The 15,553-nt window shown below is 63.1% G+C and carries 13 protein-coding genes; 5 read left to right on the forward strand and 8 right to left on the reverse strand.

Translation table 11 applies throughout. From position 1 onward, the window contains the following. Nucleotides 1-7 precede the first annotated feature (7 nt). From EYW45_RS11520 to EYW45_RS11530, 3 genes are all read right to left on the reverse strand, one after another. Entirely contained in the window at nucleotides 8-1,537 is a 1,530-nt protein-coding gene (locus EYW45_RS11520) for a PepSY domain-containing protein (RefSeq protein ID WP_161135557.1), read from the reverse strand. After that, on the reverse strand, nucleotides 1,537-3,747 hold the full coding sequence (locus tag EYW45_RS11525) for a TonB-dependent receptor (RefSeq protein WP_161135558.1): 2,211 nt from the start codon (nucleotides 3,745-3,747) through the stop codon (nucleotides 1,537-1,539). Before EYW45_RS11525 ends, EYW45_RS11520 begins: the two co-directional genes overlap by 1 nt. A gap of 165 nt (nucleotides 3,748-3,912) precedes the next feature. Continuing rightward, nucleotides 3,913-4,290 (reverse strand): DUF2946 domain-containing protein, encoded by a 378-nt coding sequence (locus EYW45_RS11530; protein WP_161135559.1) that lies wholly within the window; start codon nucleotides 4,288-4,290, stop codon nucleotides 3,913-3,915. Nucleotides 4,291-4,486: 196 nt separating this feature from the next. On the opposite strand from EYW45_RS11530, the gene EYW45_RS11535 reads away from it, so the two are divergent. The 4 genes from EYW45_RS11535 to gudD all read left to right on the forward strand — a co-directional run bounded on the left by EYW45_RS11535 (nucleotide 4,487) and on the right by gudD (nucleotide 8,881). After that, nucleotides 4,487-5,233, forward strand: coding sequence for a sulfite exporter TauE/SafE family protein (locus EYW45_RS11535; RefSeq protein WP_161135560.1), 747 nt, complete (start codon nucleotides 4,487-4,489; stop codon nucleotides 5,231-5,233). Nucleotides 5,234-5,339: 106 nt separating this feature from the next. Next, on the forward strand, nucleotides 5,340-6,389 hold the full coding sequence (locus tag EYW45_RS11540; protein ID WP_161135561.1) for a LacI family DNA-binding transcriptional regulator: 1,050 nt from the start codon (nucleotides 5,340-5,342) through the stop codon (nucleotides 6,387-6,389). Nucleotides 6,390-6,504: 115 nt separating this feature from the next. Then, the gene (locus tag EYW45_RS11545; RefSeq protein ID WP_161135562.1) at nucleotides 6,505-7,467 is read left to right on the forward strand and encodes a Bug family tripartite tricarboxylate transporter substrate binding protein; all 963 of its coding nucleotides are present in this window, start codon (nucleotides 6,505-6,507) and stop codon (nucleotides 7,465-7,467) included. A 61-nt stretch (nucleotides 7,468-7,528) separates the two neighbouring features. Next, on the forward strand, nucleotides 7,529-8,881 hold the full coding sequence (gene gudD, locus EYW45_RS11550) for a glucarate dehydratase (RefSeq protein WP_161135563.1): 1,353 nt from the start codon (nucleotides 7,529-7,531) through the stop codon (nucleotides 8,879-8,881). Between the two features lie 6 nt (nucleotides 8,882-8,887). Here the strand turns inward: gudD and EYW45_RS11555 are convergent, their stop codons facing one another. From EYW45_RS11555 to metC, 5 genes are all read right to left on the reverse strand, one after another. After that, nucleotides 8,888-9,637, reverse strand: coding sequence for an amino acid ABC transporter ATP-binding protein (locus EYW45_RS11555; protein WP_161135564.1), 750 nt, complete (start codon nucleotides 9,635-9,637; stop codon nucleotides 8,888-8,890). Between the two features lie 42 nt (nucleotides 9,638-9,679). Next, nucleotides 9,680-10,792 (reverse strand): amino acid ABC transporter permease, encoded by a 1,113-nt coding sequence (locus EYW45_RS11560; RefSeq protein ID WP_161135565.1) that lies wholly within the window; start codon nucleotides 10,790-10,792, stop codon nucleotides 9,680-9,682. Further along, nucleotides 10,792-11,946 (reverse strand): amino acid ABC transporter permease, encoded by a 1,155-nt coding sequence (locus EYW45_RS11565; protein WP_161135566.1) that lies wholly within the window; start codon nucleotides 11,944-11,946, stop codon nucleotides 10,792-10,794. The genes EYW45_RS11560 and EYW45_RS11565 overlap by 1 nt, the downstream gene beginning before the upstream one ends. Before the next feature lie 31 nt (nucleotides 11,947-11,977). Beyond that, a complete protein-coding gene (locus EYW45_RS11570) occupies nucleotides 11,978-13,048 on the reverse strand; it encodes an amino acid ABC transporter substrate-binding protein (RefSeq protein ID WP_161135567.1) in 1,071 nt (356 codons plus the stop codon). Between the two features lie 163 nt (nucleotides 13,049-13,211). Further along, nucleotides 13,212-14,393, reverse strand: a complete 1,182-nt coding sequence (metC, locus tag EYW45_RS11575) for a cystathionine beta-lyase (protein WP_161135568.1) — start codon at nucleotides 14,391-14,393, stop codon at nucleotides 13,212-13,214. 110 nt (nucleotides 14,394-14,503) lie between these two features. Between metC and EYW45_RS11580 the strand changes: the two genes are divergently transcribed. After that, a complete protein-coding gene (locus tag EYW45_RS11580) occupies nucleotides 14,504-15,427 on the forward strand; it encodes a LysR substrate-binding domain-containing protein (RefSeq protein ID WP_161135569.1) in 924 nt (307 codons plus the stop codon). Nucleotides 15,428-15,553: the final 126 nt, after the last annotated feature.

A 15,553-nucleotide genomic window follows, 5' to 3' on the forward strand; every position in this document is an offset into this window, starting at 1 on the left:
TGACGCCTCAGCGCCTGCGTGACGATGCCGTGCGATCGTGGCTGCGCACTTTGCGCTTGACGCGCCGCCACCCGATGACGACACCGGTCGCGCTCAGTGCGAACCCGCCCACGCTCAGCACGATCAGGACGATGTCCCACAGCGGGCGTCGCGTGAGCAGCGGCAACGCGTCCCAACTATGCAAAAACGCGAAGAGCCAGCGCCCGACCCGTTTGCGCGCATCGGTCTGTTGCACGATCCGGCCGGTATGCGGATCGATGTACACCCATGTGGCCTGGGCATCGTCGAACGTCACCCGCCATATCGGCAAGGGCTTCTCCACATGGCCGAGCATGGCATGCGCTTCCCGCGCGTAGTAATAGGTGTCGTAGTCGGGCAGGATGTCGATCGCCTGGATGCTCGCGTGCGGCCGCAAGCGCGCGGCGGCCGCACGCAGCGCGGTGGCATCAATGGTGGCCGGCGCGGCGGTCACGCCATCGAAGACGGCCGGGCGGCCGTTCTCGGCTTGCGCGAGCAGGAAAGGCTGCCCGGCTGCGACCGTCCAAGTCAGCTCCTTGATCGGTGCCGCGTGGGTGTCGCGCAGATGGTCCTCCACGGCCGCCAACGGGGTCAATGACTTTGCACGATCGAGACGCGCGTCACGATAAGCCGCCACGTCCAGCGGCGGCGCATCGCTGCTGAACACCTTCCAGGGATTCATCGACATGAGCCCGCTGAAGATCCACGTGAAGGTGATGGCTGCGAACGCCAGCCCCAGCGCGTGATGCCAGTGCATGAACGGCTCGCGATACGGCGAGCGGCTGCCGCTGGCGTAGGGCCGCGAAAAGCGCCAGCGCAGAATGCCCACAATGCTGCCGGTGATCGTGAGCACCACACCCGCCACCGACAGCCACACCACAATCTGGTGCCAGTAGCCGTCGAACCGATTGCCCCGAAGCGGGTACAGCCAATGTATCCACGCGCCCACATAGTTCCAGCCGCGCTCGGTGCGCGTGGCGTCGAGCACCACCTCGCCAGTCATCGACGACACGTAAAGCCGTGTTTGCGCGGGATCGTGCATGTCGATGCGATGCAGGGGGCGATGGCGGTCCAGCGCACCCGAATGCGTAAACACATCTTCTTCGAGCGTGCCCGCATAATCGCCGGTGTAGCGGCCGGCGAAGTAAGCCCGCGCCGTGGCCTGTGCCACGGTGGCATCGGCAGCTGCCGCGCGTTGCCCGCTTGCGGCGTCGACGATCGCAATGGGCCCGCGCGCGGGTGTGATGCGATACACGGGCAAACCGGCACGCGACGCCGCCAGGCTGAGCTCCAGCGGATCGGCCACACCGGCCGCGTTCAGGGCTTGCAGCGGATCGATCCGAACGCCTGCGGCGTTCAACGCGGGCAGCGCACTTCGCCGTTCCTGCGGCGTGAGCTTCGGGTAGCCCACATACATCATCACCACACCCGAAAAGAACCACATCGCCAAGAACGCGCAGAGCCCGATGCCCGCCCAACGATGCATGAGATACAGCCCGCGCTTGAACCGGACGTTCATCAGAAGCGCGCCTGCAGCGACAGCTCCACCGATCGCGGTGCGCCCAGGTAATACATCGGCGTGCCGGTCACGCTCGAGGCGTACACCTTGTCCGTCAGATTACGCACGCGCGCCGTGACCGTGAAGTTGCGGTCGATGCGATGCGAGAGTGCGGCGTCCAGCGTCAGATACGACGGTGCCCACACCGTATTGGCGGCATTGGCGTAGGTCTTGCCCACATAGCGCGCGCCCAATCCTGCCCGCCAATCGGGCAGGAAGGCGTAGTCGGCCCACAGGTTGGCGACCTGTCGCGGCGTGCCGGTGGGCACCTTGCCATGGCGCGATATGGCCACGCCACCCACATTCTGCGAAAAATCGTCGTATTGCGGATCGATGAAGGCGATGTTGCCTTGAACCGAGATCTGGCGCGTCACTTGAAAGCCGCCGGCCAATTCGATCCCTCGCGCAGACTGCTCGCCCACAGGCAAGCTGACGGTCGGGTTGAGCGGATCCGGCGTCGACAGATTCTTGCGTTTGATCTCGTATACCGCGATCGTCGCGGTGCCGCGGCTATCCCAGAAGTCGAACTTGGCCCCTACCTCCGCCTGCCTGCCGGTCGTCAGCTTATCGTTGTTCAACACATCCGCAAACGACGCGGTGGACAGGATGCCCGAAGGGGGGTCGGCCGCCGTGGCGTATTGCGCGTAGAGGGTTGCCCCTGGATTGACCATCCAGTTCACGCCCAGGCGACCCGTAAGTGGCGAATACTTACGCGATGCGCTGGCCGGTGAAGTCGCCGTAACGGCGCGACGGTTGGTCAGATCGAGGTCGATGAAATCTTTACGCAACGCCGACACGATCGAGACGCCGGGCAGCACTTCGGTACGATTTTCCGCCGTCAGTGCAAAGGTCGTGACCTTGTTTTCGCGGTCGGGCACGAATCCGGGTTGCATGCCTGGAATGCTGTAGAAGCCGCGATTGGTGAAGTCGTAGGGATTGACGGTATCGAGCGTTGACGACAGGCTGGTGGGATAACGCGTTTGCTTGTTGACGCTGATATCAGCGCCAACGGACCAGTCGCTTTTCAAGCTGCCCAGCATGCCGCGATACAGGCCTTCCACGCGATTGCCGATCAACTGCTGCCTGTGCCGTTGCAGCAGGGGGCTGGATCGCAGCACACCGGTGTTGGTGGCATTGAAGCGATACACCTCCAGATTCTGGAAGTCGCGCTGCGCCTCGTAGTAATAGAGGGTGTTCTTCAGGCTTAACTTGTCGCTGGGTTGCCACTCGGTGAGCGATCGCGCCCAGATCACGGATTGCGCATACAAGCCATCGTCGATGTTGTAGTTCTTGAAGCGCGTGCCGGAAAGGATCTCGCCTTCGCCTTCGACCATGCCGTTTTCGTTGACCTTCAGCGGTGTGCCCCAATAGGGGCGATGCACCTTCTCGCGCTGATATTCGAATGCCAGGGTATGGGTGAGGGTGGGGCCCAGATCGGACAGCAGCGACGCGGCCACCTGGTCGGCGCGCGAGCGATTGCCGTCCACGTACCCGTCGCTGCGCGTCGAGTTGGCGTCGATGCGGAAGAAGTTGCCGCGCCCGCCAGGCTCGCCCGTGAGCTGACGATTCAGGCCAACGGAAAACTGGCGCGTGTTGAATGAGCCCAGCCGAACCTGACCCTCGGAGAAGGTATCGCGTTGCGCCGTCTTGGTAACATAGTTGATGGCGCCGCCCACGGCGCCGGCACCAAACAGAAAGGTCGACGGTCCGCCAATCGCTTCGACGCGATCGTAGATCCAGCTATCCACCGGGCGCGCGGCCACGGCATCGTATTGCACGGAAATGCCATTGAACAATTGGCTGATCTGCGTGCCACTGAAACCGCGGTAGCTGACCGAACCGGCCGAGCCGGGAGGCGAAGCATTGTCGACGCCCGGAATGCCGCGTGCAATCTCTTGCGTATTGAGCGCGCCACGGGCCTCGATCTGCTCGCGCGTGATCACCGTGACCGATGCGGGGGTTTCGCGAATCGTCAGACCCAGGCGGCTACCGGTGCCGTCGACCGCGTTGAGGTCGATCGGCCCGTTCGGCTCGGCAGTGCCGCGGACAGTGATGGGGGCCAGTTGCGGCACCGCGGTATCGGTGGCCGGGGTCGCTTGTGCGAACGCCGGTGCGGTCACGCACAGGCCGAGCGCGCACAGCGCCGTGGGGAGTGTGAAGGATGTGTTCATGAGGCGTACACAGGTCTTGACCGCTCGCGCGCGATAGGGTCGCGGAGCTGTCCGCCATGCGAACGAAGACGCATGGCGCGAGTGGATGAACGGCGTCGATCGCCGAGCGATGCAGGGGGGTCTACCCGTGCGCGGCCTGGCTAGCCGGTCCGCACGCCGGGCAGCTTACGTACGCTGCGGTGGCGCACGCGCAAGCGCAGCCGTCCAGGCATGGAGCCGGGCGGGGGCTTGATAGAAAAGCGGCGGATACGCGATGCGCTCGGCGCTGGGTTGTGTGAGCGACAAGGCGGGGGGCACGATCGCCAGATCGGCATGGGCATGCCGGCAAAAGGGGCAGTGCTGCCCCTGGTGCTCATCCGAGTGCGAGGAATGATCGCTTGAGGGCACGTCGATTTCGATCGCGCCCACGCCGGCGTGGGTGCAGAGCTCGACCAGTACCCGTGAGGGCGTTGACGAATGCGGTGCGAGGTGAGCGAATGACGGCGCAAGCATCCCCCACAGGAGGGCCAGCAGGGCCATCCCGATCAGAGGTTTGGAGAGCAAGGTGTGCCGTGTCATCGGCGGCGAGTATATCGTTTCAAATCGACTGTCGCTATCCGGGATTGCCGCCAAGCGCTTGGCAAAGTGTCACCTTTGCGTGGAAGACGCCAATGACATGAAGTGTTGCGCCCCGATCGGCGGATAATGGCGGCGGCCTCGAACCTGGCCTTCCGCTTATCGTTCTCAATCGAATCGTTCAATGATGACGCTGTATCTCGTGGTGGCGCTCGGCGCTGCCGTTGCCGGCTTTGTTCAAGGATTGTCGGGCTTCGCCTTCGGGTTGGTGGCGATGTCGTTCTGGGTGTGGGTACTCGATCCCCCGGTGGCTGCTTCGCTGACCGTGTTCGGAGGGCTGCTGGGTCAGTTGATTGCAGCATTTTCGGTCAGGCGCGGCTTCAGCTGGCGTCAACTGCTGCCATTCGTGTTTGGCGGCGTGGCGGGCATTCCGGTGGGCGTCTGGCTGCTTCCCATGGTCGATGCCGGCACCTTCAAGATCGGTCTTGGCATCGTCTTGCTCATTTGGTGTCCCACCATGCTTTTTGCGCAGCACATTCCCAGGATCACCTTCGGCGGAAAGATCGGCGATGCGCTTGCCGGCGCAGCGGGTGGCGTCCTGGGCGGGTTTGGCGGATTTACCGGCGTCATCCCCACGTTATGGTGTGTGCTGCGAGGCTTTCCTCGCGAAGAGCAGCGCGCGATCATCCAGAATTTCAATCTGGCCATGCTGATCGTGATCATGGGCACCTACATTGCCTCAGGACTCGTCTCGCTCAACACGCTGCCCCTGTTCGCGATCGTGGCGCCCGCAATGCTTATTCCCACGCTATTGGGAACGCGGCTGTACAAAGGCATATCCGATCTGCGATTTCGTCAGATCGTACTGGGCTTGCTGACGGCGTCGGGGCTCATGATGCTTGCGTCGGGCCTGTCCAGCGCGTTGCGATAGCCCCGCTTCAATTGCCGGCGTTGCCGTGCGGTACCGCCGTCCCGGCAGAATCCTGCCCCGGCCCGACAGCCTCGGGCTAAGATGCCCCATTCATTTTTCTCACATCATGGCTGATATCGATAGCGCGCCGAAGGCATCTTCACGCAACGCTCGCGCGGCACACACCGTGACGGCGCATGACGTGGCGCGGGTGGCTGGCGTCTCGGCGATCACCGTTTCACGCGCGTTGAATACGCCGCATCAAGTTGCGGCCGAAACGTTGCGCCGCGTGCAGGCCGCGATTGCGCAAACCGGCTACGTGCCCAATCTGCTCGCCAAAAGTTTGAACGCGAACACCAGCACACGCCTGGTGGCGGCCGTGGTGCCCACGATATCCGGCCCGATCTTCGCGGCCAGCATGCAGGCGCTCACCAAAGCCCTGGCGGCCGAGCGCTATCAACTGATGTTGGGGCAAACCTTCTATGAAGCCGGCCGTGAAGACGATCTGCTCGATGCCATCATCGGGCGCCGCCCCGACGGCATCGTGCTCACCGGCGTCATGCACTCGGCGTTGGGCCGCCGCCGATTGCAGGCGGCCGGTATTCCCGTGGTCGAAACCTGGGACCTCACCGACGATCCCATCGACATGGTGGTGGGTTTTTCGCATGAGAAAGTGGGCGCGGCCGTTTGCGACTTTCTGCATCGCAAAGGGTGCCGCAGGATTGCCGTGATCGCTGCGCGCGATGTGCGGGCCGAGCGTCGCACGGCGGCGTTCCAGAAGCATGCGCGAACGCTGGGTTTACCGGAGGTGCCGGTGGTGTTCGCCGAGGCTCCCGGTACGCTCGCCGGTGGACGCGTATGCTTCGCGCAACTCATGGCCCTGCAACCCGATACCGATGCCGTGTTTTGCAGCTCCGATATGCTGGCGCTGGGTGCACTGACCGAAGCCCAGGCGCTGGGTATTTCGATTCCGGAGCGCATGGCCGTGGTCGGTTTCGGCGATCTCGATTTCGCGCGCAGCCTGCATCCGGCACTGGCGTCGGTGCGGGTGGACGGCGATGCGATCGGCGGCCAGGCGGCACGTTTCATCATCGATGCCGCGCAAGGTAAACCGATTGCCGAGCGGGTGGTCGATGTGGGCTTTACCATCGTCGATCGCCACAGCAGCGAGCGGTGATCGAGCCGCAGTCTGTCCCAAACCTAGGGTAATCCACTACAAACGGAAGGATGTACGACAACGATGTTAGCGCTAACATAAGTCACTCAAAAAAACGATACCGGTAGGAGACACCATGAAATTGCACGCTTTGTTTGCAGTGGCTGCGCTGAGCCTCAGCGCGTTGGCGCAGGCCGCCAGCTATCCTGAACGCCCCGTCACGATCGTCGTGCCGTTCCCACCGGGCGGCTCGACCGACAATATCGCGCGCATCATCGGCGCCAAGCTGACCGAGCGCATGGGCCAGCCGTTCCCGATCGAAAACAAGGCCGGCGCTACGGGCGCGATCGGCGCAGCGCAGGTCAAGCGTGCCGCGCCCGACGGCTATACGCTGCTGGTGTCGTCGCTGGCGGTGTTCGTGGTCAATCCGCATTTGCAGAAAAACCTGCAATACGATCCCACCAAGGATTTCGATCTCATCACGGTCGCGGTGCAAGCGCCCAATGTGCTGGTCGCCGGACCCGCCGGCACGGCGGCCGACGTGAAGGCACTACTTGCCGACGCGCGTGCCAAGCCCGATTCGCAAACCTTCGCCTCGTCGGGTAGCGGGTCTTCCGATCACCTCACGGCGGAATTGTTCTGGCAGCAAAGCGGTACCAAGGGCGTTCATGTGCCCTACAAGGGCGGTGCACCAGCCATCTCCGATCTGCTGGGCGGCCAGGTGCAGTACTCGTTTGCCAACATCAACGCGGTGCTGAGTCATATTCAGGCCGGCAAGCTGCGCGCGTTGGCCGTGACGGGCGACAAGCGTTCGCCGTTGCTGCCCAATGTGCCCACGATGACGGAAGCGGGTGTGAAGAATGTGGACGTGTATTCGTGGCAGGCCGTGGCCGCGCCCAAGGGATTGCCGCCCGAGATCCGCAGTCGCCTGAACAAGGAAATTGTGGCTGCCGTCAACGATCCTTCGGTCAAGCCCAAGCTGCTGGAGCAAGGCTTCGAGATCGTGGGCAATTCGCCAGAAGCGTTCGACAAGTTTCAAGCGCAGGAACTCGCGCGCTGGAAGACGGTGATCGACACCGGCAACATCACGGCCAATTGATTTCCGGCAACGGATTCGCCGTCCGCGCCGTACCGCATTCACTTCGTAGACCAGGACCCTCATGACCGCCGTTTCCACCCCCTCAGATTCCGCAGCGCCCGTCGTTGTGGACATGCAAGTCATCCCCGTTGCCGGCCACGACAGCATGCTGCTCAATCTGAGCGGCGCGCATGGTCCGTTCTTCACGCGCAATATCGTCATACTGAAAGACAGCGCAGGCCATACCGGCGTGGGTGAGGTACCCGGAGGCGAAGCGATCCGCACCACGCTCGAGCAGGCGCGCGATCTGATCCTCAATCAATCGATCGGTGCTTACCAACGCCTGCTGCATCGCGTACGTACGCGCTTTGCCGATCGCGATACGGCGGGGCGCGGCAATCAGACCTTCGATCTGCGCACGACCGTGCATGTGGTGACCGCGCTGGAATCGGCTTTGCTCGATCTGCTGGGTCAGCATCTGGGCGTGACGGTGGCCGAACTGCTGGGCGAAGGCCAGCAGCGCGATGCCGTCGAAATGCTGGGCTATCTGTTTTACGTGGGCGACCGCCGCGCGACCGATCTGGCTTACCGCAGCGAAGACGATGCCGATTCGGATTGGTTTCGCCTCCGCCACGAGAAAGCGCTGACGCCGGACGCGATCGTTGCCTTGGCGCATGCCGCACGCGAACGTTACGGCTTCAACGACTTCAAGCTCAAGGGCGGCGTGTTGCGAGGCGAGGAAGAGATCGATGCGATCCATGCCCTGCATGATGCGTTCCCCGATGCCCGTATCACGCTCGATCCCAATGGCGGCTGGTTGCTCAAGGATGCGATCCGCCTGTGCAAGGATATGGGCGGCATCATGGCGTATGCCGAAGATCCCTGCGGCGCGGAAGGCGGATACTCGGGACGCGAGGTGATGGCCGAATTCCGGCGCGCCACGGGGCTGCCGACGGCCACCAATATGATTGCCACCGATTGGCGCCAGATGGGCCACGCCATCACGCTGCAGTCGGTCGATATCCCACTGGCCGATCCGCATTTCTGGACGATGCAAGGCTCGGTGCGCGTGGCGCAGATGTGCCACGACTGGGGGCTGACCTGGGGGTCGCATTCGAACAATCACTTCGACATTTCGCTGGCCATGTTCACGCAGGTGGCCGCTGCGGCACCCGGCAAGATCACGGCAATCGACACGCACTGGATCTGGCAGGATGGACAACGCCTCACGCAGAATCCGCTGAAGATCGAAGGCGGCATGGTGCAGGTGCCCAAGCGCGCTGGCCTGGGTGTGGACATCGACATGGATCAGCTCGAGCGAGCGCATCGCCTGTATCTCGAACACGGCCTGGGCGCGCGCGACGATGCGGTCGCGATGCAGTACCTGGTGCCCAACTGGACCTTCGACAACAAGCGTCCTTGCCTGGTGCGCTGACCGCGGTCAGTGCACGATCTGACTCAGGAACGCCCGCGTGCGCGCATGCTGCGGGCGATCGAAGAAGGCGTCGGGCGTGTTGGTCTCGATGATGCGGCCGCGCTCCATGAACACCACGCGATCCGCTACCCGCCGCGCAAAGCCCATCTCATGCGTCACGCAAAGCATCGTCATGCCGTCCTGAGCCAGGCTCGCCATCGTATCGAGCACTTCTTTCACCATCTCGGGATCGAGTGCCGAGGTCGGCTCATCGAACAGCATGATGCGCGGCGTCATGCACAACGACCGTGCAATGGCCACGCGTTGCTGCTGTCCACCCGATAGCTGCCCCGGAAATTTGTGCGCCTGTTCGGGGATCCGTACCCGCTCCAGAAACTGCATGGCGAGTGCCTCGGCATCGGCACGCGATTGCTTGCGCACCCACATCGGCGCCAGTGTGCAGTTCTCGAGTACGGTGAGGTGGGGAAACAGATTGAAGTGCTGGAACACCATGCCGGCGTCGCTGCGCACCTGATCGATATTGCGCAGGTCGTCTGTAAGGTCCACGCCATTGACCACGATGCTGCCTTGTTCGTGACGTTCCAGGCGGTTGACGCAGCGGATCAACGTCGACTTGCCGGACCCCGATGGCCCACAGATCACCAGGCGTTCGCCATCCTTGACGGTGAGATTGATGTCGTCCAGCGCATGAAAGTCGCCGTACCACTTGTGCATGCCGGCGATCGCTACGGCGGCGCTCGGTTGAGGGGCATTCATCGATGATTCTCTTTGCGAAATGAAGTGTGAAACGCCGGCCGCTCAGCGCGCCGCGGTGCGTTGATATTTGCGTTCGAGCCACATGGCATAGCGCGAGAGGCTGAAGCAGATGGCGAAGTAGATGCCGGCGATGAACAGGTAGGTTTCAACATAGGGCGTGGGCCAGGCCGGATCGGTAAGCGCCACGCGCCCCGAACTCAACAGATCGAACAGGCCCACGATCAGCACCAGACTGGTGTTCTTGATCATGACGATGGCGGTATTGGTAAGCGGGGCAATCACGGCGCGCACGGCCTGCGGCAGCACCACCAGACGGGTCATCTGCCACCACGTCAACCCCAGCGCACGCGACGCCTCGCCTTGCCCCTGTGGGATGGCCTGGAGCCCGCCACGGATCACCTCCGCCAGATAAGCCGCGGAGAACACCGTGAGGGCAGCGCCCGCGCGCAGCAGGCTGTCGATCGACATGCCTGCCGGGAGCATGATCGGCAGCAGGATCGACGCGATGAAGAGCAGACTGACGAGCGGCAGTCCGCGAATCAATTCGATGAGCGCGATCGAGAGCATGCGTGCCACGGGAAGCTCGGAGCGCCGCCCCAGGGCAAGCACGATGGCGAACGGAAAGCCCAGCCCCAGCGCGCATACGGCCAGCAGGAGGGTAACGGGCAGGCCGCCCCACGATGCCGTGGGCACCGCTTCCAACCCCAGCATGCCGCCGCGCATGAGCAGCACTGCGCCCACCATCGCAACGATCCACACCACGCCGAGTGTGCGGCCCCAGAAGCGGGGCGGCAGGCTGCCTGCGCTCAATGCCAGCAGCATCACGCACACCACGGCAGGGCGCCATTGCTGTGCGGGCGGGTAGATGCCGAACAGGATCTGCCGCATCTTCTCGCCAAGGAACGCCCAGCAGGCGCCGCCGGCCGCACGGCACGCGCCGCCATCGGCCCCCGGCCACACGCTCTGGATGAATGCCCAATCGATGACGTGCTTGGCGGCATACACCAGAATCGCCAGCGTGACGACGGTGGCCAGCGCACTGATCGCATCGCCGAACAGACGCGACATGACCTGCGACCGCTCGGCAGGCGGCGCGATCGCCACGGCTTCGGCGGGCAACGCCAGGGTGGGTGCGGGTGGAGTGAGCGTATTCATCAACGTTGCACCAGGCTGATACGACGGTTGTAGGCATTCATGAAGAGCGATACCGAGAGGCTGATCGTCAGGAACACGGCCATCAGCACCACGATGCCCTCGATCGCCTGTCCCGTTTGATTGATCGTGGTGGCGACCACGAAGGCGAGATCGGGATAGCCCACGGCAAGCGCCAGCGTGGTGTTCTTGATGATCGATAGATACTGGCTGGTCATCGGCGGCACGATGATGCGCAGGGCTTGCGGCAGAATCAATAGCCGCATGATGTGCCAGGGCCGCAGTCCCAGCGATCGTCCGGCTTCCCACTGTCCGCGGCCGACGGCTTCGATGCCGCCGCGGATGATCTCGCCGGTGAAGGCGGCCGAGTACAGCACGAGGCCGATCAGCAGCGCCGAGAATTCCGGCGTGAATGCCATGCCGCCCGTGAAGTTGAGGCCGCGCAGGTAAGGCAGCTCCCATGAGGCGACCGCACGACCCGACAACAGGACGGCGGTGATGGCGACGGCCGCCATTGCGATGGCGATCGACACCATGGGAAGACGCGTCTTCCAGTGCTTGCGGATCACGGGCTTCGCCAGCATCACCGCCAATACGAAGAGCAGCGCTGCACACACCACACCCCAGAACAGGGTGCTATTGCCGGCCACGGCCAGTTTGGGAAACATGAAACCGCGGATCGACAGGAATACGCCGGGCAGGGGTTGATAAGCCTGGCGCGCCGAGGGCAGGTTGACCGTGACCATGCCGTACCAGAACAGCAGTTGCACCACGAGCGGCGTATTGCGAATGACCTCGACGTAGGTGGCGGCAATCGCGGTGATGAGCGGATGCGTACTGCGGCGGGCCAGGGCGAGGGCGAAGCCCAGTACCGTGCTTGCCGCGATCACGAGCACGGAGATGAATACCGTGTTGACGATTCCCACCACAAACGCATGGCCGAAGGTATCGGTGGTCTGGTAGGCAAGCAGACTTTCCGAGATCGGAAACCGTGCGGCCTGATCCATAAAGTCGAAGCCGACGGTGATGCCGCGGCGCATCAGGTTTTCACGCGCGTTCAACACCAGCCACACAATGCCGCCGACGGCGCCGCACGCCAGCAAGCCTTGCAGCCACCACGCACGCACCCGGCTATCGAACCACAGTGCTCTGAACATAAGCTATCCCACTGCCCTTCTCAGGCGTCGATCAGTTGAAGACGTACGGGTACATCAAGCCGCCGTTGCGATAGAGCCGGTTCATGCCACGCTCGAGCTTGAGCGGGCTGTTCATGCCGACGGTGCGTTCATAGATTTCGCCGTAGTTGCCCAGTTGCTTGACGATGTTGTACGCCCAGCGTTCGTCCAATCCGAGCGCCTTGCCGTTGCCGGCCTCCACGCCGAGAAAGCGGGCGATACGCGGATCGTCCGACTTCAGCATTTGATCGACGTTGGCCTGCGTGATGCCCATGTCTTCGGCGGCAATGGTGGCCTGAATCGCGTATTTCACGATATCGAACCATTGCTCATCGCCATGCCGCACCGATGGCGTGAGCGCCTCGCTGTTGCCGCTGGCCGGAAAGATGATGTAGTCGTCGGGCTTTTGCGCCTGGCTGGCGCGCACCGAAGCGAGCGCCGAGGCATCGGTCATGAGGGCATCGCAGCGGCCTGAAAAGAAGGCCTGGCGCGATGCCGCCACGTTGTCGAACACCACGGGTTTCAGATCCAGCTTGAACTTGCGCGACAGGTCGGCCACGGTGACTTCGTTGGTCGAGCCCGTTTGCACGCAGATCGACGCGCCGGTCATCTCCTTCGTCTCCTTGATCCCGAGATCGCGGCGCACCATGAAGGCGTCGTACTCGTAGTAGTTGGGATAGGTGAAGTTGATGCCATTGGCGTCGCGGCGCAAGGTCCACGACGTGGTGCGCGGCAGCACATCGATTTGACCGGTCTGCAGCGCGGTCAGGCGTTGTTGGCCGTTGAGCGGCACGAAGCGCGCCTTGCTCTTGTCGCCCAATACGGCGATCGCGATGGCGCGGCAGGTGTCCACATCCAGCCCCTGCCATTCACCCTTTTGGTCGGGTGCCGAGAAGCCCACAGTGCTGCCCCCCGCGCCGCAAATCAGATAGCCCCGATCGCGCACTTGCTTCAAGGTGGTGCCGTCGCCCGCCGGGGTCACTTGCGCCGGCGCGGCTGTGGCTGGTGTGTCTGCGGCATGCGCGACGGTGCCGCCGATGAACGACAGGGCGCAGGCGATGACGGTGGTGTTCAGCAATTTCATTGGTATTCCCCTTGGATGTTCTGGTGCCGTAAATGCCGGGAACGAGGTCTCGGCAGAACGATGACTTCAAATCGCTTATTTCTAATGGCTACTTGCTGATCGATACTTGCTTGCTCACTTCCGCCGGCGCGCCGGGTGCACTGACGTCATCGTGAGCGAGCGGTCATGCCGTCGCGTGGTGGGCACGTTCGATGTTGCGGAAAAGCGCCTCGAGATCCTCGCGTAGGTCGTCCGGATCCTCGAGTCCGACGCTGATGCGCAAGATCGTGGTGGCCTCGTCCCAGGTGGACAAGGCGCGGTCGCGGGCAATTTCCATCGGCACGATCAGGCTGTGCGTGCCGCCCCATGAGGCGCCGATCTGAAAGACGTTCATCTGCGACAGCGCATCGGCCACGCCGGCTTCGTAACCGCGCCGCAACACCACGCTGAAGACGCCGGTGGCACCCGTGAAGTCTCGTTGCCACAACGCATGCCCGGGGCACGACGGCAGGGCCGGATGCAACACGCGCTCGGCGGCCGGTGAGTTCACCAGCGCCTGGGCAAATGCCAGGGCATGCTGTGCCATGTGACGCACACGCACGCCCATCGTTTCGAGGCCGCGCAATACCAGGAAGCAGTCATCGGGCGACACGCCGATGCCGAGCATGCGCATGGTGTCTTTCAGGCGCCGGTGATGCTCGACCGTGTTGACCGAGATCGAGCCCATCAGCAGGTCTGAGTGGCCACTGATGTATTTGGTGATGGCTTCAATCGAGAAATCCACGCCGTGCTTGAGCGGTTTGAAGTTCAGGGGCGTGGCCCAGGTGTTGTCGCACCCGACCAGTGCTCCGTGCGCATGCGCGGCAGCGGCGATCGCCGGGATGTCCTGCACTTCCATGGTGGTGGAGCCGGGCGATTCAACCCACACGAGCTTGACCGTATCGTCGATCAGATCGGCAATGCCGGCGCCGATGTTTTGGTCGTACACCCGATGGTGGATGCCGCGCGGGGCCAGATAGTTGGCGGCGAAGCCTTTGACCGGCGGGTAGGCCGAGTCCGGAATGAGGACCGTATCGCCGGCATTCAGCAGGGTCAGCAGGGTCACGGCGATCGCGGCCTGGCCCGAAGGCAGCAGCGCGGTTCGCACGCCGCCCTCGAGCGCGGTCAGCCGCGCTTCCAGCGCCCGCGTCGTGGGTGTGCCGTGCAGCCCGTAGGTAAAGCCGTCCGGACCGCGATATTTGCGTTCGAGATAAGACTTGGCATCGGGAAAGACGATGGTCGAGGCTCGGTGGGTGGGCACCGATAAGCTGGCAAAACCCTCGCTCGATACGGGCGGGTTGTTGACGCAGTGAGTGAGATCGCGCATGAAAGCTCCTAACAGGATGGCTTCAAGCGTAGGACTCGGATCTACAAATAACAATGATGAAAACATCGAAGGCTATGCAATAAACTGATAGGTTTACGACGGGTGCAGCGATGAACTTCAAGCAGATCGAAGCGTTCAGAACGGTCATGATCAGCGGCTCTGCCTCGCTGGCGGCCGATTTGCTGCAGGTTTCCCAACCAGCGATCAGCCGCAGCATCCAGGAATTGGAGAAGTCGCTGGGGTTTTCCCTATTCGACCGCATCCGGGGGCGGTTGGTGCCCACTGCCGAGGGCCAGCTCTTCTTTCGCGACGTGACGGCCTCGTTCATCGGGCTGGATCATTTGCGCGCGAGCGCCGCGCGAATCCGGGAGTTTGGGTCGGGCGAGATCCGCCTTGCGTCGCTGTCGGCGTTGGGGGCGACCTTGGTGCCCAAGGCGCTCAAGCGGTTTTTCGAACAGCATCCTGGCACCGCCGTCACGCTGCAGATCATGACCTCATCGGCCATCCGGGATCTGGTGGCCGAAGGGCGATTCGATGTGGGGCTCGCGGCCGACGAGATCGACATCTCGGGAATCGACCATCAAACGTTCACCACGCCGGCCGCCGTCTGTGCGATTCCCGCGGCGCATCCTCTGGCGCAGCGCGCCGTGATCCGGCCGCAGGATCTCGACGGTCAGCGGTTCATCGCGCTGTCGCCTGAAGATACGGTGCGGCGTCAGCTCAATGAGGTGTGCGATCAGGCCGGGGTTCGGCCGGTGGTCGTGGTCGAGACGCCTAATTCAGCCACGGTTTGCGCCTTGGCCATGGAGGGTGTGGGCATCGGCCTGACCAATCCCTATGCCACCGATGGGTATGGCTTGCGGGGCGTGGTGTTTCGGCCTTTTGCGCCCGCGATCCATTTCAAGAGTCTGCTGATTTTCCGTCCCGATATGCGCAAGTCGCGCATCGTGCGCGATCTGGTGAAAGCCTTGATGGCGGCGCGCAACGCGCGCGCCGGGCAAGATCGTGGGCCTATCCGGGTAACACCTGACTGATATAAACGTAACTCGGCGTTGTACAATTGGGTTGGGTGTTTGATTCGCGCCATTGCGGATCGGCAGGTATATGCGCAAGGTCGGGCCGCCGCGCGGAGTTTCGACGACTATGCCTCGCATCACCTC

It is taken from the genome of Schauerella aestuarii (genome assembly GCF_009866805.1).
Lineage (GTDB): Bacteria > Pseudomonadota > Gammaproteobacteria > Burkholderiales > Burkholderiaceae_B > Schauerella > Schauerella aestuarii.

Bases quoted from the DNA above. Each gene is read 5' to 3' on its own strand.
- metC (WP_161135568.1), bottom strand. From the start codon at position 14,393: ATGCGCGATCTCACTCACTGCGTCAACAACCCGCCCGTATCGAGCGAG.
- EYW45_RS11545 (WP_161135562.1), top strand. From the start codon at position 6,505: ATGAAATTGCACGCTTTGTTTGCAGTGGCTGCGCTGAGCCTCAGCGCG.
- EYW45_RS11535 (WP_161135560.1), top strand. From the start codon at position 4,487: ATGATGACGCTGTATCTCGTGGTGGCGCTCGGCGCTGCCGTTGCCGGC.
- EYW45_RS11540 (WP_161135561.1), top strand. From the start codon at position 5,340: ATGGCTGATATCGATAGCGCGCCGAAGGCATCTTCACGCAACGCTCGC.
- gudD (WP_161135563.1), top strand. From the start codon at position 7,529: ATGACCGCCGTTTCCACCCCCTCAGATTCCGCAGCGCCCGTCGTTGTG.
- EYW45_RS11570 (WP_161135567.1), bottom strand. From the start codon at position 13,048: ATGAAATTGCTGAACACCACCGTCATCGCCTGCGCCCTGTCGTTCATC.
- EYW45_RS11580 (WP_161135569.1), top strand. From the start codon at position 14,504: ATGAACTTCAAGCAGATCGAAGCGTTCAGAACGGTCATGATCAGCGGC.
- EYW45_RS11520 (WP_161135557.1), bottom strand. From the start codon at position 1,537: ATGAACGTCCGGTTCAAGCGCGGGCTGTATCTCATGCATCGTTGGGCG.
- EYW45_RS11525 (WP_161135558.1), bottom strand. From the start codon at position 3,747: ATGAACACATCCTTCACACTCCCCACGGCGCTGTGCGCGCTCGGCCTG.
- EYW45_RS11565 (WP_161135566.1), bottom strand. From the start codon at position 11,946: ATGTTCAGAGCACTGTGGTTCGATAGCCGGGTGCGTGCGTGGTGGCTG.
- EYW45_RS11555 (WP_161135564.1), bottom strand. From the start codon at position 9,637: ATGAATGCCCCTCAACCGAGCGCCGCCGTAGCGATCGCCGGCATGCAC.
- EYW45_RS11560 (WP_161135565.1), bottom strand. From the start codon at position 10,792: ATGAATACGCTCACTCCACCCGCACCCACCCTGGCGTTGCCCGCCGAA.